Origin of the sequence: Aporhodopirellula aestuarii, assembly GCF_023701485.1 — a bacterium.
Taxonomy (GTDB): Bacteria; Planctomycetota; Planctomycetia; order Pirellulales; family Pirellulaceae; genus Rhodopirellula; species Rhodopirellula aestuarii.
Genome location: NZ_JAMQBK010000060.1, coordinates 474,208 through 498,213 on the forward strand (window position 1 = coordinate 474,208; position 24,006 = coordinate 498,213).

Below are 24,006 nucleotides of genomic sequence, written 5' to 3' on the forward strand. Positions count from 1 at the left end.
GGGGTTTGAAAAACTTCTCAAACTGATGACACTGATCGGCTCGCCGAATCCTACGATCAAAGTTCATCATGTCGACCGAAACGAATCCTCCCAAAAGAGTCACGACTCGCACTCTCCAAGCGATGCGAGATCGTGGCCAAGCGATCACGATGTTGACCGCATACGACTTCCCCACGGCCAAGTTGCTCGACGAGGCCGGAATTGACGTTTTGCTGGTCGGGGATTCACTCGCCATGGTCGTCCAAGGCCATGATACGACGTTGCCCGTGACAATGGATCAAATGATCTATCATGCCGAAATGGTTGGCCGGGCCTCTCAACGGGCGATGGTTGTTGTCGATCTGCCGTTTCCCGAGGGGCAAATCGAAATCACGCGCAGCATCGAAGCGAGTGCCCGCGTTCTCAAAGAAACCCGCTGTCATGCGGTCAAACTCGAGGGCGGTGCCGAGCAGGCAGGTCGGATCGAAGCGATTGTCACCGCGGGGGTCCCCGTCATGGCACACGTCGGTCTGCGACCGCAAAACATCCACGTCGATGGCGGGTACCGTTTGCAACGCGACACTGAGAAATTGGTCTCCGATGCCAAGGCGGCCGAAGAAGCCGGTGCGTTCGCGGTGTTGATCGAATGCGTGCCGGCCTCGGTTGCCACCGCGATTACGGCGGCGGTGAAAGTGCCAACGATCGGAATCGGTGCCGGTCGCGACGTTTCCGGGCAAGTTCTCGTGACTCACGATATTGTCGGACTGACGTCGGGGTACACGCCCAAGTTCACGCGTCAGTTCGCCGATCTCGGCAAGGGTATGCGAGACGCTGCGAAAGAGTATCTCGAACAGGTCCGCAGTGGCGGGTTTCCGAGCGATCAGGAAAGTTTCTGAGGTCGTTGGTCCACCCAGCGCCGAGATTTGCCCTCACTCCGCGGCAGACTGCCGTATTCGACGAGCGAAACCGGAACGCGGAGCGTTAATCGTTCCCGCATCAGTTCTTCGAGTGCGGTCACGACCGCGGAAGATTGTTCAGCGTGTCCCTCGGAGGATTCGGGCGTCTTTTCGATTTCGATCCGGATCTGATCCATCTCGTCTTGCCGAGTCGCGATCATGCGAAATTCCGCCGAGGGGCTGACTTCGCGAACGATCGCCTCGATGCTGCTCGGGAAAACATTCACACCCCGAATGACGAGCATGTCATCGGCACGGCCCAGCACGCCGCCGGGCAAGTGCACGAAGCGGCACGGTAAATCGTGATTCCAACGAGGTCGAACGATGTCGCCGGTGCGGTACCGGATGACAGGTCCGCCGTGTCGGCCCAAGTTGGTCATCACCAGTTCGCTGGTTTCACCTTCTTGGGCAGGACGGTGGGAACCGCTGGCTTCATCGAAGACAAGAAACTCGGCGATAAATTCGGATTCGGTGACATGCAAACCCGAGTCATCACTGCTGGCAAATCCCCACGCCCCCAGTTCGCTGGCGCCGGCGTGATCGACCACGCGAGCATGCCACTGAGATTCGATCGCCGCTCGCACGGCGGGGACGCTGCCTCCGGGTTCGCCCGCGACGATGATCCGAGTCACGCTGTTGCGGCTCAGGTCGACGCCATGTTCGGTCGCAACACTGGCGAGATGCAGCGCGTACGTGGGCGTGCAACAAAGCACCGTGCAGCGTTGCTGTTCGATCAATTTCAGCCGTGCGAGGCTGGACAGCCCGCCGCCGGGTACGACCAGGACGCCGCGTTCGACCAAGGCATCGTTGGCTGACCAGAATCCGATGAAGGGGCCAAACGAGAACGCCATCATGGCGACGTCATCACACGTCACCTCCGCGGCATCGAGTACGTATTGCCAGCAAACCAGCCACCACGCCCAATCGTCGGCGGTATCGAGCACCGGCATCGGCCAACCGCGAGAGCCGCTGGTTTGATGAAAGCGACGGTAGTGGTTCTTATCCAAATGAAACAGCAACGCCGGGTCACCAGGATGTTTCCCCAGCAGATCGCTCTTATTGAGCAACGGAAACGACGACAATTCGTCCAGTCTCGTCAGTGGCAATTCATGAGCGGCAAGTGATTTTGCGTATAGCGGATGGTTGCTCAACGAGGCCAAGAGGCGATTGAGTTTTTTCAACTGCAAGCGGCTCAAATCGTCGCGATTCATCTCGCGGCATTGGGGACGTGTCGTTGTGGGCATGTGAATGGGATGCGGGTGAGTTGGTGCAGCAAACGAGGCAGCATCATAGCCGTGATCATCGCTCCGTACCGCAGGGCTGCTTCCTTCATACCGATTCGGCCAGGTTGCACAATCGTGCTCTCGGCCCACGAAAGTACCCACACCAATGCCGCGGCGGCTGTAATCGATACGGTGCATCGCAGAATCGATTGCTTAAAATTATCGATCCGCAAACCGATCACGCACCACGGAAGGATACCCGCGATCACGATCATGCCCGCCCAGTACACCGGTTCACGTTCGGCGAGTTGGGTTTGCCTAACTCCAGCCGCGAACAGAGCAAAACCCGCCGTCAGGATGGCGAGATCCCAGAGAGAATATTGCCTCGCCTTCGCTGTGAAATTTTGGGCCCGCAGCCGGATATCTTCGTAGGACCGGCAAAGGCAAACCAATCCGGCGAGCACCCAGGTTTGGCACAACGTCGAGGGATTGTCCCAAGATTGCCAAAGGGAGACAGTAGTATACCCACCGGCAATCACGACCAGACACCAGGTTTGCGGGGCGAATCGGCGGGGCTGTGCGAGCGTCACAGCGAGAGCTGCCCCATAAATCAGCCCCAGTCCGATTTCTCGGGCAATCGGGTGTTCCAGTGAGATCAGCAGGTTTAGCATCCCTGTTAATTTGATTTCACTCCACATTGATCACAATCGAGTTCTTCATCACAAGAGACGAGTCTGAGCATGGACGGGACGACTGAACCGATTATCGCGGTCATCGGAGATCCGATCGCGGGTAATCCGACCCAATTCGCATTAGAGACCGGTTTCGCAGCCGGGCAGATCGATTGCCGGGTGGTGTCCGTCAATTTGTCACCGGGCAAAATCGCGGCCGCGTTCGCGGGCATGGACGCCATGAATTTCCGCGGAGCTTGGGTGGCACCGACATGTCGCGTTGGCGTCGAAGCGGCTCATATCGGTGACGATTCAACTGACGTTCAGGAGAACGAATCGAACGCCTCTCACCTCCCACAGGGCGTGTCAGGGCCCTTGGAGTTGCCCGAACGGGGCCGGATGCTGCTATGCTGGGATTGGATGGTCCACGATACCTCCGAGGCCGTCGCGTCCGCTTGGATTCCCTTTTCAATGAAGCAGCAGGTGTGGGCCAAGCTCGCCTCGAAAGCACTCGAACAACAGGACCGCCGCTGTGTGCAATTGTGGTGGGTCGATGGGGGGGCGGGGCATGCTTTCGACAAACCAGATGATTCCCCCGAGCGGATCGAGGACTTTAAGCAGGAGTTGCTCGAGCAGATGAAGGGGACGAAAAACCACCGTTGGGATACCCTGAGCGCGGACCAGATTGAGATCATTCACCACCCCGCTCGTATCCGAGCCGAAAAACGTGGCGACGACGAGGTAGACGTGATCGTTTTTTCCGACTCAGAAAACATCTCGCTGGCTGATTGGCGCCTTCCATCCAACAGCGTCACGATTGATCTGAATGAGAATTGGGATCCTGAATATCTCTTGCTCTGGGACCGGCTGAAGCTAGCGACGTCCGAGGAATCGACTGAAGAGTGCATCCGCGGGGCAGACGTCCACGCGGCTTGTCTCTCGGAGTTAACCAAGTCGTTGTTCGGCAAAACGGTCGAAGCGGAAGTGTTCCTGGAGGCGATCGATGAATATCTCGGCGTCTGAACCGTGTGAGAAAACATGCAAGCATTCCTTCGTCCATTCAATCGGCTGCACGAAAGCGAGCCACGCGTGAATGGTTTGACTCTCCGCGACGACTACATCGTCGAAACGATTGCCCGTCTTCAACGGCGGATCAGCGAACGGTTTCCCGGCAGCGGTTTGTGTCGTTTGTGTGGGGAATTGCTTGAGGTGGCACGCCGGGCATCGGAGCGTTCAGCCAAGATTGGCCGGCCGATCGTCTGGATTCGTGTCAGCGGCTACGCGTTGGCCGTCGCTTCGGTGATCTGCTTCTTGTGGTTCGCGGGGTTCTGGGCGGCGAGCCACAGCATCGAAAACGAAGTCGAAAAATTGACCGATCTGGTGACTACCGCCGAAGCCGGTGCCAACGTGCTGTTGCTCTTCGGAGCAACGTTGTACTTCTTGATCTCGTTGGAGAATCGAATCAAACGACGTCGGGCATTGACGGCGATTCATGAACTGCGTTCGCTCTGTCACATCATCGACATGCATCAATTAACGAAAGATCCAGAGCGCGTATTAAAAGTTTGGAAGAGCACGACCAATTCTCCTCAACAAAAAATGACCCCTTTGGAGCTGAATCGCTATTTGGACTATTGCAGCGAAATGTTGTCGTTAACGGGGAAGATCGCCGCCCTCTACGTCCGCGACTTCGATGATACCGCGTCTGTCGCGTCGGTTAGCGATGTCGAACAACTCAGTACGGGGTTGTCACGAAAGATATGGCAGAAAATCATGATCCTCGAACAGCAATCTGCACATCGTTTGGCGATCGCTGACGACTTAAGAGAAGGTCAACAATGAATCGTCAATCCACCCGGCCGTCCCGCAATGATCGCAAGACGCACGATCGCCTTTGCGATGCCGCGGAACGTTTGCGAGACAGCGTGAACCGGCTTTCGTTCGACGAGCCGATTACGCATATCTACAATCCACTCGACTATGCGTGGGATCTGCACCAATGCTATATCCGTCAGGTGTCTTCCCAAGCGGAAGTGCTGTTGTTGGGTATGAATCCGGGGCCGTGGGGAATGGCTCAAACGGGTGTGCCTTTTGGCGAAGTTGCCGCCGTTCGCGACTGGATGGGGATCGAGGGCGAGGTCGGCAGCGTGGAGCACGAACACCCCAAGCGACCGATCGAGGGACTCGCATGTCCGCGTAGCGAAGTCAGTGGTCGACGTTTGTGGGGATTGATGCAGGAGCAATTTGAAAGTCCCGAGGCGTTTTTCCAGAAGCACTTCGTGCTCAACTACTGCCCGCTGGTCTTTATGGAGTCGAGCGGTCGGAATCGGACGCCCGATAAATTGCCAGCCGAAGAACGCGACGCGTTGCAAGAATGCTGTGACGAGCATCTTCGTGACGTGCTCTCATTGCTGCCCTGGAAGCACCTTGTGGGAGTGGGTGCCTTCGCTGAAAATTGTCTCAAACGAGTCGCCGGCGACAACGCATCGTCGGCGCAAATCTCCCGAATCTTACATCCCAGTCCCGCGTCTCCCGCCGCCAATCGAGATTGGGCGGGCACCGCTTTGGCGCAGCTGCAAAGCACAGGTGTGTGGTGAACGATCAAGTCGGACGCCGTCGTACGGCAGTGAATTGTGTTCTCTTTTCGAGCTTGGCGGTCATCCTATTGATGACGCTCAATCTGCCGTGTGAATACGTGCGGGTTTTGTCATCTCGCGAGGGCCGGATATCAGATACGTCCATATCCGGGGTGTCCGGCGGGGCGGGCTCGGTTGAGCATGCGGGTTGGCCGTTCGATTATCGGGTGCAACTGTTGGCATCGAACAAGCAGCCGATCGGACCGCCCTTGTACACGTCTTACTGGGGCATCGTCGGAAACGTGTTGTTCGGCGTGCTCACGGTGGTGCTGATCAGTGGTTACACGTGGCGACGTTATCACAAAATTCGGTTGGCGCAAAATTCGAAAAAAGTCCGGATGCGTTATGACGCGATGACCGCCGGGGGCGCGCTGTTGATTCCGTTGACGCTCTTCCTAATCTCGGCTGCGACCGCGGCGTGGCATCGGCGGATTGCCTTCCACGCGACGTATTATGGACGTTGTTCGATGACCGCCGAGCTACCCAAGTGGATGGCCACTCGAATACCGAAACCATTGTTCCCGGCGTTTCTGCGACTGCGTGATGTCGAGGTCTTTCAACCTTCGGCGTCGTTGACAAACAAACTACTGAGCCTCCCGACATTGCGTGAACTGCGGTTCATCGCCAAGGATCTCGATGAAAAAGATTTGGCGCGTTTGACGCGAGCGAGGGAGCTCACCGAGATCGTGATGGAAAGCTGCACGCTGAGTCCGGGGGCGATGGAGTTGCTCGCGAATCACTCGCAACTGCGGAAGATAGCCATCCGCCGCAGTGTGCTCAGCAAATCTGATTTGCAAAACCTGAATCGTCTTTGCAATTTGGAACGTGTCGACTTTTCCAGATCATCCTTCGATTTTGCCGACTTTCGCCAATTCGGTTGGGCTTCGACCGTGAAGTCTATGAGGTTGCCCACGCCCGGGGGTGACAACAGAGAACGCCTGAGTTTGGAAAACTGGAATGCGTTGGAGGAGTTGACTTTGGAGCGGACGCGTCGACGGGCGCCCGACGCGACTGTCGAGTTGCATTTGGAGGCATGCCCGCGGTTGAAAACGATTTATCTTCCGGGCCCGCAGCGGTATTCGCTCCACGGGAATGCTCTGCCCGCGTTGGAGAATATTTTTGAGGCGTTGGATCTCCCATTCGGGAGTCCCCATGATTCGTCCGCCGTATTGTTGCCGCGGTGGGAGGATCTTGAGCTGAACAATGTTCCGAGACTCACGCGGATCGAATGCAACGCCAGTGATTTGAACAAGCTTCGGGTCGGGGGAGCCAAGCGGCTGCATGACATCGTCATTGGTAGATCGCTTTACGTGCGGCGGCATCATGAAGAATACGAGCCGATCGAATACCCGCAGACGCTGGATTGGATCAAAGCGATTGGGCGGCTGCCGGATGTTCGATCGTTGAGCATGGACCGCGTTCGATTGACGGAACGTGAGATTGCGCTGATCTCGAAACTCGATTCACTCGAGCAGTTGAGCTTGACCAATTCCGGATTGACGGCGGATCAGTTGGCGCCGCTGGCGAAAATGCAGTCTCTCAAGGAGTTGGACCTACATCAATGCGAGCTGGATCACCAACTCTTGAAGCGATTCCTCGAGTTACCAAAGCTGGCTCGAATAACCGCTGGTCTCAGCAACATTAATCAACTGCACCTGAATAATCATCAACGGATTACCAGCATCAGCACGCTGCCGTTGAAAAATCTGGTTTCCCTGAAGATGCGGAATCTACCTCGATTCTCGGGGACAGTCGTCGTGCAGAATGACCTCCAAAAGATGGTGGTCAGCAACGTGCCGGGCATCACCGAATTGACGGTCGAATGTCCATGGCCAGAAGACGCCCGCTTGGAGAAAGTTGACGGTTTATCGCGTTTCGCCGCTGGTGGACGCAACCTCGATGATCGGGTGGTTCGTCAACTGGTCGACTGTGACGAGCTAGATCAACTGGTGCTCGCGTACACGTCGGTGTCTCAAGATGGTTTGCGTCGTCTCGGAAAACTTAAAACACTAACGGCGCTCGAAGTGCCGGGTAGCGACGTTGACGACGACGTGACGAGTTCATGGGTTAACCTCGAACGGTTGAGGCGGATCTGCTTGGATGACACCCACGTATCCGAGCAAACGACCCAATGGTTCAGAACGCTCGCGAGTCTTCGTTCGCTGAGTTTGAACCGCGTCGATCTCAGTCGAGCTGCGTGGGAGAATATCAGTGCCTTGTCCCAACTCTCCGAACTGTCTTTGGTGGGTACGTCGATGCCGTTGGGGCTACTCAATCGCTTGGTCCGCCACGGCGGTCTGGAAGTCCTCGACATCTCAGGGCACGAGATTGACGACGAGTTGATTGATGCGATCGTTCGCTCTCGCTACCTGCACACAATCATCATGAAGAATTGTCAGTTTGAGCTGGAGCAACTCCAGCTCCTATTGACCGAGCATCGGCAAACCACATTGGTGATGTCGTTGAGCCAAGAGGAACTGGACAAATTGTCTCCCGAATTGCAGGCAAGAATCGATACGAATTCGTTGGCCAACCGCCGCGATCGCAACTCTCGGCAGAGCCACCGCGTGACGATTCTATCGAAAGAATTCAATCCGATTGTTGGAACGGAGACCGTCGTGAGACGCCCATTCGCGGTGGAGCGATTTCGAGATCCTGGTCATGTAGCCGAGCCGACGGAACACGCGTTGCTTGAGGCGATCTAGGCCGCGAGTCCCTCGCCACCGGCGATTCGTCGATCATGATTTCAATCGCCATTGTCGTGGGGTTGGAACGCCGCGATGACTTCTTGTTGCACGGTCGGAGGAGCGGGTTCGTCGTGGGAGTAGCTCAGCGTGAAGGCCCCCGATCCGGCGGTGATACTCTTGAGGTCGGTGGCGTAGTTTTGCAACTCGCTCAGCGGAGCGGTCGCACGGATCATGCATTGGTCATTGAAGACCTGCGTGTCGTTCACTCGCCCACGTTTGACCGACAGGTCGCCGGTGATGTCGCCCATGTACTGCGCCGGGATGCTGACCTCCACGTTGACAAACGGTTCGAGCAACACCGGTCGAGATTTCTTGATCGCTTCCACGAATGCTTTGCGTCCCGCCGTGATGAACGCGATTTCCTTGCTGTCGACCTCGTGATGTTTGCCGTCATAGACTTCGACCCGGACACCCGACATCGGATAACCGGCAATGGCTCCTTCGTCGAGGACCTGCCGGATGCCTTTTTCGATGGCGGGCATGAATTGTTTGGGAATCGAACCGCCGACGGTTTTGTTCTCGAATTCGAAGCCCGTTTCATGATCTTGCGGCAAGGGCGCCACGCGTAGATAGACCTCGCCGAATTGCCCCGAGCCACCAGTCTGTTTTTTGTGGCGGTAGTGAGCCTCGGCGGAGGCGGTGATGGTTTCCTTGTACGCGATTTTTGGCGGTGACGTTTCGAGTTCGATACCGTACTGCGATTTCAGTTTTTCAAGGACGACTCGCAGGTGGAGTTCGCCGAGACCCCGCATGACGGTTTCGTTTGTCGCCGAGATGCGTTCGACGCGTAAGCACGGATCCTCGGACTGTAGTTTTTGAACGGCGGCGGAAAATTTGGTCTCGTCCGCATGACGCTTCAACTCGATCGCCAACCCATACATCGGCTTGGGGAGTGCGAGCGGTACGAGATGCGGCGGGTTTTCTGTCGTCGCTTCGTCGTGCAAAACGCCATCGAAATGAACATCGTCGATCTTCGACACGGCACCGATCTCGCCGGGGCCGATGACGTCCGTTTCTTTGTGCTCTTTCCCTTGCAGTCGCATGACATGACCGATCCGCAACGGTTTGCGAAGGTCATCGATGTACAATTCGCCCCGCGCTCGCACACAACCTTGGTGGACGCGAAAAATGCCGAGTTTGCCAATGTGCGGATCGGTGGCAACGCGGAAGATATGTGCGATTGTCGGTTTGTCTGGATCGAATTGCGTCGGTAGCGGTTCGTCCCCTCGCACAAAAGGGCGCGGGTTCCCTTCGAGCGGGCTGGGCAGCAACGAAGCGGTGACGTGCAGAAGGTGTTTGATTCCGGTTCCATTGATTGCCGACGCAAAAACGATCGGAACCAAATGGCCTTGCCGGAGCGCCTTTTCGAAGGCTTCGTGCAGACGAGCGGGATCGAGTTTTTCGGCTCCTTCTTCGAGATAATTTTCGGTGAGTTCGTCATCGACTTCGACCACTTGCTCGACGATCTGTGTGTGTGCGGCCTCAGCGGAACTGAAGGCGGTCGAGTCATGAGCGTCCGTTTCAAAGACATCGATGACGTCACTGCAATCCGGCGTCGGCATGTTGATCGGTAAGCAAACTTCTCCAAAGGCGGTTCGGATCTCGTCCACCAAGTTTTCGAGATCCACGTCCGGTAAATCGATTTTGTTGATCAGAAACATTCGTGGCAGCTTTCGCTCTTCCGCGACTTGCATCAGTCGACGCGTTTCACTCTCGATGCCTCGTGATGCGTCGATCACGACGACGACCGATTCGACCGCCGGAAAGCATGCGATCGCATGGCCGATGAAGTCGGACATGCCCGGTGTGTCGATCACGTTGACATGATGGCCTTCGTGGTCGAAGTGCACGATGCTCGGTTGCAATGAGTGTTGGTGGCGATGTTCTTCGTCTGAAAAATCGCTGACCGTATTGCAGTCCTGTACGGTTCCCTGGCGTTTGATCTCGCCAGACTCAAACAACAGACGTTCGACGAGGGTGGTCTTTCCTGACCCGGTCTGACCACAAAGACAAAGATTGCGAATGGAATCGGGAGTGGGGATCGTCATTGGTCATATTCCTCTTTCGTTGATCACTGAAATCGTGTTTCGCGTACCAAAGTTCTGGACTGAATCCTAGCGACTCTTCATCACCGTCGCACCGAAGGAGGTCGGCATGACGCTGCGACGAAACGACGCAAGTTTTATTCTATCGTGTCCGCCGTGACGATTCGACGCACGTAAAGGCCGTGTAAAACGGCTGGTTTCGTTTGCGTCCCTTTGTCGAGCAGGACTAGACTGCGGAATGCCAATGGTGACACCGCATCGTTCCCCATTCGAACCCTTTCGATCGAACGTGTCCCGTCTTAACGGTGGAGAGTTCAGAGATGATTGAGCGTGATGAAAATAAGGCGAAACAACGTGATGGGATCGCAATTCGCGAGGATTCGGAGTCCACGCCGAGTAGCCATCCGCCGATCTGTTATCGGATGCATCCTGAGAAACAGATGCTCAACGGGCACGAAACGTGTCTCGACGCCGGTCGCTGTTCGACCTCCATCGGCAAAGATAATGTCATGCCACCGTGTTTGCTCAGTGAGCAGCAACACAGCGTAATCGACATCGGAGGCGTGCACCGGGTTGCTCTGATGATCACGCCCCAGAACCATGGCTCGACGGCCGACCAAGCTTGGGAAGCGATTTCGACGATCCGGGTGATTTTAAATCAACAGCCAACGCCGATGAAAATGGTTCAACAAACCGTCTTTGTCCGCAGCGAAAACGACATCCCCACAATTCGTCGATTGTTCGAGGCGTATTTCGGAGACCAGACCCCGGTCACCAACTACATCATCCAACCGCCCTGCGGAAATCAAGCGTTGGCGATCGAAGCGTGGGCGATTGGTGGGGACGGCGTCGACGTCACGTTTCACAATGTGGACGTTGTTACCGTGGATTACGATGCAATGCGATGGATTTACCTGTCGGGCATCACGCCACCGACATCCATGAAAACGTCCTATGGACAATCAGAATTTTGTTTTGCCGAACTCGATCGCAGGTTGCATCGGATTGGTGCTGAATTTTCAGACGTGCCACGAGTGTGGTTGTACCAAGGTGGCATTACGAATTTGGAGGGAACCGTTGAACGATACCGCGAATTGAATCGTGCCCGCACCGATTTTTTCGACGAGTTGACGCGAACGGGGGCTATGAAAAGCAGCGATCGCGGCGTCGTCTTTCCCGCTAGCACCGGTATCGGTACCAAGGGCAACGGTTTGGTGCTCAGCGCCATGGCACTGCAAACCAAACGTTCGGACGTGCACTTGGTCGCGTTGGAAAACCCGGGGCAAACATCCGCGTTCGATTACGAGCGTAAGTTCTCGGTGAAGAGTCCCAAGTTTTCACGGGCGATGGCGGTGGTGGCCGATCGATACGCGACCATTTGGGTATCGGGAACCGCGAGCATCCTTGACTCGGAATCCGTTCACCTCGGCGATGTCGAAAAGCAGACGCAACAGACCATCGACAACATCGAACGTTTAATTGCCGAAGACAACTTGTCGCACCATGGGTTCAAAGGTTGTGGTGCGACGTTGAAGGACTTGGCGAAGGTGCGTGTGTACATCAAACACATCGAAGATTACGAGAAGTGTCGGGCGATTTGTGAAATGCGTTTTGGCCCTCTGCCCATCATCTATGCCCACGCGGATGTGTGCCGCCCCGATCTATTGGTCGAAATCGAAGGCGTCGCTTTTACGTCGGTTTGAATTTACTAGGTTCAGCGAATAAGGAACCCTGGTCATGATCCGAACTCGAACCCAACGAGTTCGTCAGCGAAAACAACGACATCAGTTGATGATTCGGTTGTTGATGATCGCCGTCGTGCCACCCATGTTGGCAGGTGCATTGTTCTGGGCAATTACCCAGATGAGAGGCGAGTCCGTATCCCAGGCGGCCGCAGAAAACGCTCCACCCGCCACAGCTAATCTGTCACACGATCTCGCTTCGTCGAGTCAACCGCGGCCCGCCGCTCGCGCTCCAGTGCGCTCGGTTTCGTTGCCAGAAACCAAACCGGTGGTCAAGGAGGTTCGCGAAAGTGGTTTGACGGTGGTGGATTTATCCTCCACGGATTCGCGGCCGTCTTCCATGCAGTTGGCCGAAGAAGAACCCACCGTGTTGGCGGTCCGGCGAAAAGACGTTTCGGATGAAGAAACGCTGACCGGCGCGTTTGAAAGTTCGCTGCCGTTGCATGGTCACAACAGTGTGGACGACGCCGTGTTCGGGAAACTGTTCAAACTCGGTATCCAGCCGTCGGGGTTGTGTTCGGACGAAGTGTTTCTCCGCCGCGTCTATATCGACGTCACCGGTACCTTGCCGGATGCTGCTGAAGCCGCTGCTTTTTTGCGTGACACCGACCAACGCAAACGAGAAAAACTGATCGATGAATTGCTCGAACGCGATGAGTACGCCGACTATTGGGCGATGAAGTGGTGCGACGTCCTACGGGTGAAAGCTGAGTTCCCGATCAATTTGTGGCCCAACGCGGCCCAAGCTTATCACCGCTGGATCCGCACCGCGATTCGTGAAAACATGCCTTACGATCAATTTGTTCGCGAACTGATCACGTCATCGGGAAGTAATTTCCGGACCCCTCAAGTGAATTTTTATCGGGCGATGCAGAGCAAGGAACCCGAAGCGATTGCGAAGACGGTGGCGTTAACTTTCATGGCAACGCGAGCGGAGAAGTGGCCGCCGGAAAAACTCGCCGGTATGAGCCAGTTTTTCACCAAAGTCGGGTTCAAGCCGACCGGTGAATGGAAAGAAGAAATTGTCTATTTCGATCCGCGACAAGGTACCCAAGGCAACGATCCGTTGACGTGTGTGTTTCCGACCGGCCATCGCGTCGTAGTTCCGCAGAACACTGATCCACGGTTTGTCTTCGCCGATTGGTTGATTCAAGACAAAAATCCGTGGTTCGCACGTGCGATCGCGAATCGGACTTGGTTTTGGCTGCTAGGGCGGGGCATCGTTGATCCGCCGGACGATGTGCGGTCGGACAATCCGGCGACTAATCAAGAACTACTGAATCGACTCGCTGAGGAACTCGTGTCGTCTGGTTACGACATGAAGAAGTTGCTGCGTCTGATTCTCAGTTCGAGTGCCTATCAATTGTCATGTATCGACCGCTCGGGCGATGCTCATGCGGCCGCGTATTTTGCGTTCTATGCGCCCCGACGCCATGACGCGGAAGTTCTGATTGACGCGATCTGTCAAATCACCGGCACGACCGAAACGTACATGAGTATCATCCCCGAGCCGTTTACGTTTTTGCCCGACAATCAGCGTGCGATTTCGATTCCCGACGGAAGCATCACGAGTGCTTTTCTTGAAATCTTTGGAAGGCCGCCGCGCGATACCGGGATGCATTCTGAACGCAACAACAATTTGACGGCGGGGCAGTCATTGCACCTGCTCAATTCAAACCACATTCGTGACAAACTCAAGAAGGGCCGTGGACTGACGGACATCACGAAACGGACCATCAACACGACGCAAAAGGCCGAGCAGATCTACCTGGCAATCCTTTCGCGATATCCGACTGAAGATGAATTGCAGATCGCCAACACTTGGTGTGGTGATTGGCAAGGTACCCGCGAATTGGCGTGGGCACTCATCAACAGTGATGAATTTTTGTTTCAACACTGATCATACCTATACGGGAAAGAACGATGCGTCACTATTACAGCGACCACGCCACGTGCGGGCTCTCTTTGACTCGACGGCAAATGATGCATAGCGGTGTGTTGTCCGGTGCCGGATGGGCGATCGCCTCGCGACTTGCCGCCGCCGACATCGCAAGGGTGGAGGCTGCGAAACAAGGCAAAGCGGTCGAAGCCAAGGCTCCCAAGGCAAAAGCGGTGATTCAGGTTTGGCTGTCCGGTGGACCGACGCATACCGACACGTTTGATCCCAAACCGGATTCGGGCAGCGACTACACCGGGCCGCTGAGCCATCCGATTGAAACGAACGTGAGCGGAATACGCATCGGCGAATTGCTACCCGAATTGGCAAAGGTCGCAGACAAGTATTCCTTGATTCGCAGCATGACGCACGGACAGAACGGTCACGAGACGGCGTCGTATCTGACACAGACGGGGCGGATGCCGGGACGCCTCGTGTATCCGGCCGCGGGGGCGGTGGTTACCGCGTTTAAAGGTTTTCCTGAAGACGACAAATCAAACAGTGACGATCAAAAAGGTGCCGAGCGGTTGATCCCACCGTACATCGTTTTAACCGAACCGATGGGACGATTCTCCGAAGCCGGCTTTATGGGGATTCGATACAAACCCTTCGCCACCGGCGGGGATCCCAATGCTCGGCGGTTCGAAGTGGAAGGGATCATCAGCAAAGATCTTTCGGACAATCAACAACGGCAACGACGCGAGTTGCTCGGTCGACTCAATTCGCTTGGAAAGGTTGTCGGGGACAACGCGGCGTTGCAGCTGGCGGCCGGTGCTCGGAACGAGGCGTACGATTTGATAGTCGGTGACGCCGGCCGCGTCTTCGATCTCGACCAGGAACCCGGGGAAATGCGAGACCGATACGGGCGGACGAAATTCGGCCAATCCTGCCTCGCCGCACGCCGGCTGATCGAGAACGGGTCGAAGTTCGTTACGATCAATCACGGTGGATGGGACACACACAAAGACCACTTCGCTTCGATGCGACGCAAGTTGCCTGACCTGGATCGCGGACTCGGAACGTTGATCGCTGACCTGAGTGATCGTGGCATGCTCGACGATACGATCGTGTGGTGTATTGGTGAATTCGGACGCAGCCCCAAGGTTGCGATGGAGTCACCATGGAACGGTGGACGGCATCACTTTGGTGCTTGTTTCTCGAGTCTGATCGCCGGCGGCGGATTCAAAGGCGGCCAAATCCTTGGTGAGTCTGATTCACGAGGTGAAACGGTCAAGAACAGGCCGGTTTACCCGGGTGATTTGATCGGCACGATGTATGAACTGCTAGGGATCGATCCCGAAGCGAGTCTTCCTCACCCGATGGGCGAATTCGTACGAGCGACGCCAGGGAAAGATGAGGGGTTGGAAAGTGGTGGACGATTAACGGAGCTCATCTGATGAAGACGCAGTACCCTGCCCGAGATTTTCGTGCGTTTGGAATCTCGCTGCTCGTGTTCTCAATCGCAGTCGCGGGTTTTGCCAGCACGGCGCACGCTCAACAACGTCGCGACCGTGGGCCGCATCTTGCCTATGCCTATCCTGCGGGATGTGAGCGGGGCATGTCATGTGAGATTGTTTTGGGTGGCCAGTTTTTAAAGAACGCCGATGATTTTTTTATCTCCGGCGATGGCGTCACGATCGAGATCTTGGATTGGTACAAACCGATGGCCCGGGGTGAGTTCACCCAACTGAATCGAAAACTACGCGAAGCCGAAGTTAAGTTGGCGGCCGAGATGAAGTCCGAGGGCGGCAAAAGTCCTAGCAAAGCGGAAGTGGCGGTGTACGCCGGAGTCACTGAGACGCAGCTGCATGAGATGGAAATCTATCGCAAGCGTGATCGAGATCCAAAACGACAACCCAACGAACAACTCGACGAAACCGTTCGCATCAAGATGACGGTGGATGCCGACGCACGGCTCGGCAAACGCGAACTGCGACTGATCGATGGGGCGTCGATTTCGAATCCGTTGTGGTTGCATATTGGCCGATGGCGCGAAGTGCGTGAGTCACCTCCGAGCGAGATCGCGAGTGTTGTTGATAAAATCGACGACGTCGTGGAAACATTGCCGACCGTGATCAATGGCCAAGTGATGCCCGGCGAGACAGATCGTTTCGCGTTCTTTGCGCGTAAGGGCATGAAGTTGGTGATCCAAGCGGACGCGAGAGAGGTGATCCCGTATCTGGCAGACGCGGTCCCGGGATGGTTCCAAGCGGTGCTGCGGTTGACGGATAAGGACGGCCACGAAGTCAGCTATTCGGATTCGTTCCAATTCCGGCAGGATCCGGTGATGTACTTCGAGGTGCCTGAGGACGGTCGCTATATCATCGAAATTCGCGACTCATTGTATCGTGGCCGTGAAGATTTTGTGTACCGATTGACGGTCGGTGAGATCCCGTTTGTGACCGGCATCTTTCCGCTCGGTGCTCCTGTTGATTCAGAACAAACGATCCAAGTTCGCGGCTGGAATCTCAGCAACAACCGGCTGGCGGTGACAACGATGAGCCGCAATCGCCATCGCCCCGTCATGCAATGCAGGATGGTGCAATCGGGTGGCGTGGGAATCCAATTTCCGCTGCAAATCGGGTATTGGCCCGAGGTGTTCGATCAAGAACCCAACAACACACACAAAGACGCACAGACCATTACGGTTCCTCGTACCATCAATGGACGCATTAACTATCCCGGCGATGAAGACGTCTACAAGATCGAAGGCGGTGGACGCCTGGTCGCCGAGGTAGCGGCCCGACGGCTCGGTTCACCACTCGATTCGATGCTGCGATTGACCGATGCCGACGGCAAGGAAGTTGCATTCAATGACGACTACGAAGACCTGACACAGGCGTTGCAGACTCACCATGCGGATTCCCATTTGTCGACAACATTGGCGGGAGGCCGTGAACACTACTTGCATATTAGTAATGCGCAGTATGACGGGGGTAGCGAGTTCACCTATCGGATTTCGCTGCAGAAACCTCAACCGTCTTATGAACTCCGTGTCACGCCGTCGAACATCATCGCCAAGCCCGGCCAGAGCGTTCCGATCGACGTTTTTGCAATGCGACAAGACGGATTCGCTGGCGATATTGAAGTGTCGCTGGTGGACCCACCCGATGGTTTTCGGATCGATGGAAATGTCATTCCAGGAAGCGTTGATCATGTTGCCATGACGCTTTCAGTGGCTGCGTCGATGAAGGTCAACCGGAATAAAGATCCGATCCAATTGGAAATGCAGGGGCAGCCGCGAGGTGGACGCCGCGGCCCCGGATTGATTCGGCCCGCAGTCCCTGCGGAAAACATGATGCAAGCGTTCATTTGGCATCATCTCGTTCCGGTCGAGAACTGGAACGTCGTGATCGATGGGAAGAAGGGGGCGCGGATGCCGTTTGACTATGGAGCATCAGCAACCTCCGTCACGTTAAATTTGAGCGAGAAAGCTTGGATACCGATCATTCCAGACTCAAAGAATTTTGATCCGGAGATCATCTTTGTGGATGTCGCCGACCCGATCAGCGGAATCACCGCGAAGGTGGTCAAGACACGCACCGGAAACTATGCCATTGAGCTAGTCGTCGACAATGAATCGATTGCCGAGGACAAGCAATTCAAACCGGGCGACCGAGGCAATCTGCTGCTGAGCGTCTACAAGGAAGTCACCGCCAAGCCGACCGAAGACAATCCTGCGCCCACGCCGAGACGAAATAGCTACGGTTATCTGCCTGCGATGCCGTTTGAAATTTCGAAAAATCGCTGAGGATGTACGGGCTGCGAGATGATCGCAGGTGCACGATATGCCCTTTCAATAACACGTTTTTTTACACGGCTAAGTCGCAGCCTCGTCTTTTTTGGCGGGTTTCTCTTCCGAAGCCTGCGGTGGTGCCGGTGGAGCATCCGTTTCGTGCTCTGTTGGCAGAACGGTTGCGGCGGCGAGTGCCTCGTCTTCATCGGGTTGCCAGGGGTTTTTCCACTCTGACCAGTGGTCCATGTAGTCCGAACAGGCTTGGCAAGTCTGTGCCTGACACTCGATCCATTCTCGCGCCTGTTGGATGAGTTTGGTTTCATCGGCGAGACTCAAGCGACCAGTCATCACCATGCAGCGCAGAAATACAAAGTACGTATCGAGCACGTCGCAGCGGCAGTAGTCGCTGATCGCTTTGAGATCACCGCGGTCATAATAGGCTTGGACTTGATCACCGCTGAGCCCCATCTTGCCGGGTTTACCCAAAGATTGGGCGGCTAGGTTGAGCCCGCCGTTAAAACGTGCGGCTGAGAAGTTAGTCAGCAGTTCTTGCAAATCGAGATGCGATCCCGTGCTAAATCGATTGCGGCGAGATTTGTATCCACTGTCATCGAACCATTTTGGCACCGACAACCCGAATCGGAACGCCGCGAGTTCCATCAATGGGATGTCAAACGATCGTCCGTTGAAAGTCACCCACTGCGGCATGTTGTAGACCTCCCAGCCGTGCCAGAAGTGCTTGGTCATGACATGCGGGCGGAAGTGCGGTTCGTCGAGCGATTTGATATCGAGGAGACGAAAGTCAGCCGTGACCTTCGCAATCACGACCGAAATCGGAACCATGAAGGTGTGCGGAATGAACGTCGATCCGGTTTGTTCCAATCGTTCGGCTTGGTATTTGGCAATCGCCTCATCGGGAGTCAATTTTTCGTCGGGATAGCGAACCGCGGAGATGAGCTCCCCATCGGCGATGCTCTCCACGTCGAAAATTAAATGGGCAACGGCATCACTCATCGGATTCGATTCCTCGGATTCAACCCACACGGAATTACTTATGCAAGCAAATCCTAGCATATTTGGGTCGATCCAAAACGGACCCGACGCCATCCGATGCCGATACACCGCAATCGATTGAAAACGACGGTGGCATTGGGGTGAATCGAGCGAGCGCGAAAGGCGGAAAACATTTCTTCTCCGCCGTTTTACAGTTGCGTTTGGAAGCTAGGTCTCGCAAGCAGACGGGCTCATACCAAGGGTGTCTGGCCGGGAATGGCATGTCCGGAAGACGGTGGAAAACTGTCGGCATCCAGGTTTTTGGGAAAGAGATTGAGTTTTGATTTTTCGGTTACGAAATCCCACGTCACTCGTTGACCGGTGTAGGCCGCCAGTCGCCCCATCACGGCGGTCAGTGAACTTTCGGCGGTATCCTTCAATTCGACGATCGGTTTGCCAGTGACAATCGAATCGACAAGGTCTTTGTGTTCTTGTCGGTAAGCGTCCGAGATGCTCCCCTTGGCCGACCAAACCTCATTGCCTTTGCGATCGACGATCCGCGAGCCACCGCTCATCGCGGCGATGTGCATGGTCGCCTCGGTGCCATAGATCACGCTTCCGTTATCGCCTTTTGTACGTGGGATTTGTCGACACATGAACGAGAGGATGCGATCGCCAGGATATTGATAATCGATCGACATGCTATCCCACATTTCGCTGGTTTCGGGGCGCGTGAATCGACCTCCCGAACCGTATGCCGTTTCGGGGGGCGAGCCCATAATCCAGTTGAGCGTGTCGATGTTGTGGACCGCTTGCTCGGTGATTTGGTCGCCTGACAACCAAATGAAATGCATCCAGTTATCGAGTTGATAATCCAGTTCGCTCATTCCCGGTTGGCGATTCTTGAACCAAATGGAATTGGAGCAATATCGCGTCGTCGCACTGACGATATCGCCGATCGCACCGCTGCGGATTTGTTCAACGGCTTGAACATAGTTGGTTTGTCGGCGGTATTGCGTCCCCGTCACGATAGCCGTTCCATTGGCGACCGCACGATCGTGCGCGGCCAAGCAAATTCGAAAGCCCGCCGGGTCAACGCAAGTCGGTTTTTCGGCGAAAACATGCTTGCCGGCATCAACGGCTTCGGCAATGTGATAGGGCCGGAAACCCGGTGACGTGGTGAGCAACACGAGATCGACGTCGGGGTCTTCGAGGATCCGTTTGTAAGCGTCGAGACCTTCGTACATCTTATTGTCCGCGACGTCGACTTTCGCTCCATGACGACCGCTCATCGCCCGGCGAGTGTTCTCGCACTTTTGCAATTTGAGATCGGCGAGTGCAACCAGTTTGACGTTGTCGTTGATGGACATCGAATCGTTCAACGCGCCCGTGCCGCGTCCGCCGCACCCGATCAATGCCATGCGAATCGGTTCACGTGAATCCGAGGGAGTTGATTCGGATGTGTGTACCGCAAGCTGATCGTCGGCGGCTAGTCGCGACGAAACGGAAAGCGTCGCGGCAGTCGCTGCTGTGGAAGCGATACCGTTTTGAAGAAAATTCCGACGGCTGTTGTGCTTTTCCGAAGGCGAGATGGAGTTGGGGTTGGACTGGGAGGACATGGCTGAGCTCTGGGAGGTGGGGAGGGAGGGCAGGACTGTCGATGGCGCGAAGGATTGCGGGCGAACGCCAGGTTTCTCTGCGACACAATCCGATCACGTCGAACGGTCCCATCCCATTCTATTCGCAATAGCAGACGCGATGTTCTGATGACGTTTTGGAGAGTCAGTCGCGGATGCAAAGTCTTGCAAGCCATCTTCGCTGCAGACCTGGTAATACGCATGAGAAGGCTGCTGGTGTCCCGTCATCGTTGAATTGGCCCAGTACCGACTCTGCGGCTAGCCGACCGCTGATCGTGGCCCCTTCCATCGTCCCGGGCCAGCCCGTTTGCACGTAATCGCCCGCGAGGTGCAACCACGGGAGAGGCGTTTGCGTCACCGGGCGTTGCGTGTCGAAGGCCGGCGTCACACTGTAGACGGCGGCGGGGTCCGTCACCACTCGCGAATTCAGAAGCACGGCATCGTTCGCGTTGGGAAACGCCTGACGCAGTTCGTCAATGACCTGGTCGATCAAGATCTCCTTTGGTTCGTCGCTCAGCCGATGTCGGCCGCTAATGACGATTTGATGATAGTGACCCGCAGCGGGGTTTTGGGGATCGAGTCCGTGATGAAACAACCAATGTGCTGTCGTGCCCACCATCACGACGTGGCGGTGGGTCGTTAAACTGCGATCAAACCACAGGTGCAACCCGGTAATGGGCGACTGCAAAACCGACCCGAGTGTGTCGGCGAGTGATCGTTGCCAAGATCCGACTGTTTCGGGTTCATCACGAACGGTGATCGCATCAATCAATCGCGATGCGGCACGCCATGACGTTGCCAAAATCACATGGTCGACGTCGAGGCATTCTCCGTCTCCCACCGTCACCCTGGCTCGCGGTGAGGACGACGACTGCTCGAGAGTTTGGATGTTTCGCACGGACGTTTGGAGCCGCACATCCACACCACGCTTGCGAAGTACCGAGATCAATCGTTCTCCGAATATTTGCGAAAGCGGCTCGTTCGGCACCCACACGTCGCTGGCTCCTTGGACGCTGGCAAATCCGTCGATCATGACTTTGCGGGCCGCTGCCATGGAGACGCGTTGGGGAACATCACCGAGTGCGCTGACTAGAATCACATCCCAAAATCGCTGGCGAGTTTCTGCGTCTTGTCCGTGATCGGCCAGCCACCTGGCGGCGGTGACGTCAGCCAGATCGGCTTCGCTCGTTCGCATCAGCGACCACAGGCCGCGACGAACGCTCAGTTTTTGTCTCCACGTTAAGTAACGCAGTCCGGATAGCGCGGAGTTGAGGTGCAAGGGGGCGGGTAGGAACCGGTTCGCTCGAAACGGCGAAATGCCTGTCGCCGGATGATAAAAACTGAGTTCGTCGTAGCGTGTAAAGCAATCTGTTAGGCCGGCTTCGTCGATCAAATCGATGAAGTTGGTACAGCATCCCATCGCGACGTGTTGGCAATAGTCTGCCGTTGCACCGGAGACGGGATCGGTAAACGAGCCGGCGCGGCCGCCAGTGGCTTTGCGAGATTCCAATAGGATCACCTCGAAGCGAGGCGACTGCGGATCACGCGATGCGATGCGAGACAACGCCATCGCGGCGGACAACCCCGCGATGCCGCCGCCGATGATGGCAACGCGCGAGCGCGGCGTGGATTGCCTGTGATCGTCACTCACGGATTCGTCTCGGCCGGTGCCGTTTGCGAATCGCGAGGATCACGTCCGAATTCCACCGGTGGGATCGGCAGTCTTCGGTACAGCGGACCGACAAAATGTCGCGAAACGATTCCGATTCGCTCCGTCATTCCCAGTGAAACGCGGCGTTGGACGATCGCGTCAGGGTCTTCGGCGATGCGTTGCAACAACGCCCGGTACGTCCTCCACATCATGCTAAACATCGGTCGCCCGGCATCGTCGAGCGAGTCCCAGACTCGCCATCCTGAATCGAACAGTTCCGAAGCGCGGCGGGTTTCATCGAGGATCAAACATCGCAATCGCGCATCACGACGCGGGTGCAGCAGGTCGTCTTCGTCGAGGCCGTGTTGTTCGTAGTGTTGTCGTGGCAAGTAAATCCGGCCGCGGGAGGCGTCTTCGGAAACGTCTCTGAGGATGTTGGTTAATTGAAAGGCAAGACCACAGTCGACAGCCGCTTGTTTTGGCAGTGGCGAGCGGAAACCCCAGATATACAAACACGCGATTCCGACCGCCGACGCGACGAGATAACAGTAGTGTTCGAGTTGTTCGAAGGTGTCAAAGCGGTTCTTTTGTTGATCGGCGAGCACGCCGTCGACGATTTCCAAAAGATAGCGCGACGGGATCAAGTAACGGTCCGATGCATGACGCAGTGCGGGCATGATTTCGCGGGCCCGCCCGGCTAAGTCGACTGACGTGTTTGCCGACAGTTCTTCGAGTCCTTCGGCGAGGCGAAGCTCGCCATCGGCTTCGCCGATCAGATTCATTGCGGTGGTTTGACGCCACCAGTCCAGCCACCGACGTCGCAGCAGGATCGGTTCGTTGCAATCGCCGAGGTCATCGGTGACGCGTGCGAACGCGTACAAGGCCGACATCGCATCACGTTGCTCACGCGGCAGCAACCAGAACGAGCGATAGAAACTGCTGCCGCTCCGCCGCGAGATTCGTTTGACCGCGGCATAGCTCTTGGCTACCTCTTTGCGTTTGATCGAATTCATGGTGTTCCCTCACCTGCTACTTTGGCGTGGTTCGCCATTCTTCGTTGACGGTCGCCGGGCGAGGCTTTGCGCAGTAATGCGCGAGCGAACAGGTAGGCCTGTTTACCTTTACTGACCGTCGGCCGGCGGCGCAGCACATCGCAATCGATTCGCTCGATCGCGTCAAGCGTCGCAAGACCTCCGTGAATGAACAGTTCGATGTCGGCGGCTAACCATTTTGGCAACTTCGCCGGTAACGTGCGGCCTCGTTCGAAACGCTCTCGCGTGCGCGCACACTGCGAGGCGATCGCGTCGCGAAAGCAACGTGGCGTGGATTGGCCGGTCTTGATGGTTTGCTCGATCAAGGTCTCGTCAAATCCGTGATCAGTCATGACTGTCGCGGGCAGATAAATTCGTCCGATCGCGTAGTCACGTGCGACGTCTTGCCAAAAATTTGCGAGTTGCAATGCCGTGCATATTTCGTCGCTCAACCGGACGTTCTCATCCGAGTCGCTCTCGCCCATCGCGAGGACCAATCGCCCGACAGGGTTCGCCGAACGGGCACAGTACTTCAGCAGCGAGTCTTCGTCGTGATAGCGGTGCACGGTTTGGTCTTGCACAAATGCATCGAGCAGATCGTCGAACGGTTGTCGCGGCAATCGGAATTGGCGGATCGTGTCCGCCAGCGCGATGAACAGCCCCTCCACATTCTGATCGTCGTAAATGCGAGCGAGGCAATCGCGATATTTGGCCAGCGATGCACTCGCCACCGCGGCCGATTCGGATTCGTCGGCCAGATCGTCCGCGGTCCGGCAGAACGCGTAAACATCGAAGAACGGTTGCCTCATTCGCCGTGGTAACAACAGGCTGCCGACCAGAAAATTCTCGTAGTGAGATCGCGCGATGTCTCGGCACTGCCGCCTCGATGCGGCGAGCTGCGAGACGGTTGGTCCAGCTGAGGTTGTGGCGGGAGGGGGGAGGCTCACGAGGATTGCGTTGTCTGCCAAATGGGGAAGTACGCCAATGTTGGAAATTCGAGGGGCCGATGGAGGTACGCAGTGG

The 24,006-nt window shown here is 56.1% G+C and carries 17 protein-coding genes; 9 read left to right on the forward strand and 8 right to left on the reverse strand.

Going from position 1 to position 24,006, the window contains the following annotated elements:
* The first annotated feature begins 68 nt into the window (after positions 1 to 68).
* Entirely contained in the window at positions 69 to 875 is an 807-nt protein-coding gene (gene panB, locus NB063_RS22355) for a 3-methyl-2-oxobutanoate hydroxymethyltransferase (protein ID WP_250931108.1), read from the forward strand.
* Here panB and NB063_RS22360 read toward each other — a convergent pair.
* Together NB063_RS22360 and NB063_RS22365 are read right to left on the reverse strand one after the other, a co-directional pair.
* Positions 860 to 2,179 (reverse strand): acyl-CoA synthetase family protein, encoded by a 1,320-nt coding sequence (locus tag NB063_RS22360; protein WP_250931109.1) that lies wholly within the window; start codon positions 2,177 to 2,179, stop codon positions 860 to 862. The genes panB and NB063_RS22360 overlap by 16 nt on opposite strands.
* Entirely contained in the window at positions 2,143 to 2,829 is a 687-nt protein-coding gene (locus NB063_RS22365; protein WP_250931110.1) for a hypothetical protein, read from the reverse strand. Before NB063_RS22365 ends, NB063_RS22360 begins: the two co-directional genes overlap by 37 nt.
* A gap of 69 nt (positions 2,830 to 2,898) precedes the next feature.
* Here NB063_RS22365 and NB063_RS22370 point away from each other — a divergent pair, with 69 nt between their 5' ends.
* Genes NB063_RS22370 through NB063_RS22385 form a run of 4 tightly spaced genes read left to right on the forward strand, consistent with a single transcriptional unit; the run spans position 2,899 to position 8,170 of the window.
* Positions 2,899 to 3,852: a shikimate dehydrogenase gene (locus NB063_RS22370; protein WP_250931111.1), complete on the forward strand. Its 954-nt coding sequence runs from the start codon at positions 2,899 to 2,901 to the stop codon at positions 3,850 to 3,852.
* Between the two features lie 15 nt (positions 3,853 to 3,867).
* Positions 3,868 to 4,671 (forward strand): hypothetical protein, encoded by an 804-nt coding sequence (locus NB063_RS22375; protein ID WP_250931112.1) that lies wholly within the window; start codon positions 3,868 to 3,870, stop codon positions 4,669 to 4,671.
* Positions 4,668 to 5,426 (forward strand): uracil-DNA glycosylase family protein, encoded by a 759-nt coding sequence (locus NB063_RS22380; protein ID WP_250931113.1) that lies wholly within the window; start codon positions 4,668 to 4,670, stop codon positions 5,424 to 5,426. The genes NB063_RS22375 and NB063_RS22380 overlap by 4 nt, the downstream gene beginning before the upstream one ends.
* Complete coding sequence (locus tag NB063_RS22385) at positions 5,423 to 8,170, forward strand: leucine-rich repeat domain-containing protein (protein WP_250931114.1); 2,748 nt, start codon at positions 5,423 to 5,425, stop codon at positions 8,168 to 8,170. The genes NB063_RS22380 and NB063_RS22385 overlap by 4 nt, the downstream gene beginning before the upstream one ends.
* Before the next feature lie 41 nt (positions 8,171 to 8,211).
* Here NB063_RS22385 and fusA read toward each other — a convergent pair whose 3' ends face one another.
* Positions 8,212 to 10,260, reverse strand: coding sequence for an elongation factor G (gene fusA, locus NB063_RS22390; RefSeq protein WP_250931115.1), 2,049 nt, complete (start codon positions 10,258 to 10,260; stop codon positions 8,212 to 8,214).
* Between the two features lie 317 nt (positions 10,261 to 10,577).
* Here fusA and NB063_RS22395 point away from each other — a divergent pair, with 317 nt between their 5' ends.
* Genes NB063_RS22395 through NB063_RS22410 form a run of 4 tightly spaced genes read left to right on the forward strand, consistent with a single transcriptional unit; the run spans position 10,578 to position 17,686 of the window.
* Positions 10,578 to 11,960 carry a Rid family hydrolase gene (locus NB063_RS22395; RefSeq protein WP_250931116.1) on the forward strand — a complete coding sequence of 461 codons (1,383 nt, stop codon included), beginning with the start codon at positions 10,578 to 10,580 and terminating at the stop codon, positions 11,958 to 11,960.
* Between the two features lie 34 nt (positions 11,961 to 11,994).
* Positions 11,995 to 13,899, forward strand: a complete 1,905-nt coding sequence (locus NB063_RS22400; protein ID WP_250931117.1) for a DUF1553 domain-containing protein — start codon at positions 11,995 to 11,997, stop codon at positions 13,897 to 13,899.
* Positions 13,900 to 13,922: 23 nt separating this feature from the next.
* Positions 13,923 to 15,332 (forward strand): DUF1501 domain-containing protein, encoded by a 1,410-nt coding sequence (locus tag NB063_RS22405; RefSeq protein WP_250931118.1) that lies wholly within the window; start codon positions 13,923 to 13,925, stop codon positions 15,330 to 15,332.
* Positions 15,332 to 17,686, forward strand: coding sequence for a peptidase (locus NB063_RS22410; RefSeq protein ID WP_250931119.1), 2,355 nt, complete (start codon positions 15,332 to 15,334; stop codon positions 17,684 to 17,686). The genes NB063_RS22405 and NB063_RS22410 overlap by 1 nt, the downstream gene beginning before the upstream one ends.
* Before the next feature lie 69 nt (positions 17,687 to 17,755).
* Here the strand turns inward: NB063_RS22410 and NB063_RS22415 are convergent, their stop codons facing one another.
* From NB063_RS22415 to hpnC, 5 genes are all read right to left on the reverse strand, one after another.
* Positions 17,756 to 18,685 carry a 3'-5' exonuclease gene (locus tag NB063_RS22415; RefSeq protein ID WP_250931120.1) on the reverse strand — a complete coding sequence of 310 codons (930 nt, stop codon included), beginning with the start codon at positions 18,683 to 18,685 and terminating at the stop codon, positions 17,756 to 17,758.
* A gap of 230 nt (positions 18,686 to 18,915) precedes the next feature.
* Complete coding sequence (locus tag NB063_RS22420) at positions 18,916 to 20,283, reverse strand: Gfo/Idh/MocA family protein (protein WP_250931121.1); 1,368 nt, start codon at positions 20,281 to 20,283, stop codon at positions 18,916 to 18,918.
* Positions 20,284 to 20,446: 163 nt separating this feature from the next.
* A complete protein-coding gene (hpnE, locus tag NB063_RS22425; RefSeq protein ID WP_250931122.1) occupies positions 20,447 to 21,952 on the reverse strand; it encodes a hydroxysqualene dehydroxylase HpnE in 1,506 nt (501 codons plus the stop codon).
* Positions 21,949 to 22,965, reverse strand: coding sequence for a phytoene/squalene synthase family protein (locus tag NB063_RS22430; RefSeq protein WP_250931123.1), 1,017 nt, complete (start codon positions 22,963 to 22,965; stop codon positions 21,949 to 21,951). Before NB063_RS22430 ends, hpnE begins: the two co-directional genes overlap by 4 nt.
* Positions 22,962 to 23,930: a squalene synthase HpnC gene (gene hpnC, locus NB063_RS22435; protein WP_250931124.1), complete on the reverse strand. Its 969-nt coding sequence runs from the start codon at positions 23,928 to 23,930 to the stop codon at positions 22,962 to 22,964. Before hpnC ends, NB063_RS22430 begins: the two co-directional genes overlap by 4 nt.
* Between the last annotated feature and the right edge of the window lie 76 nt (positions 23,931 to 24,006).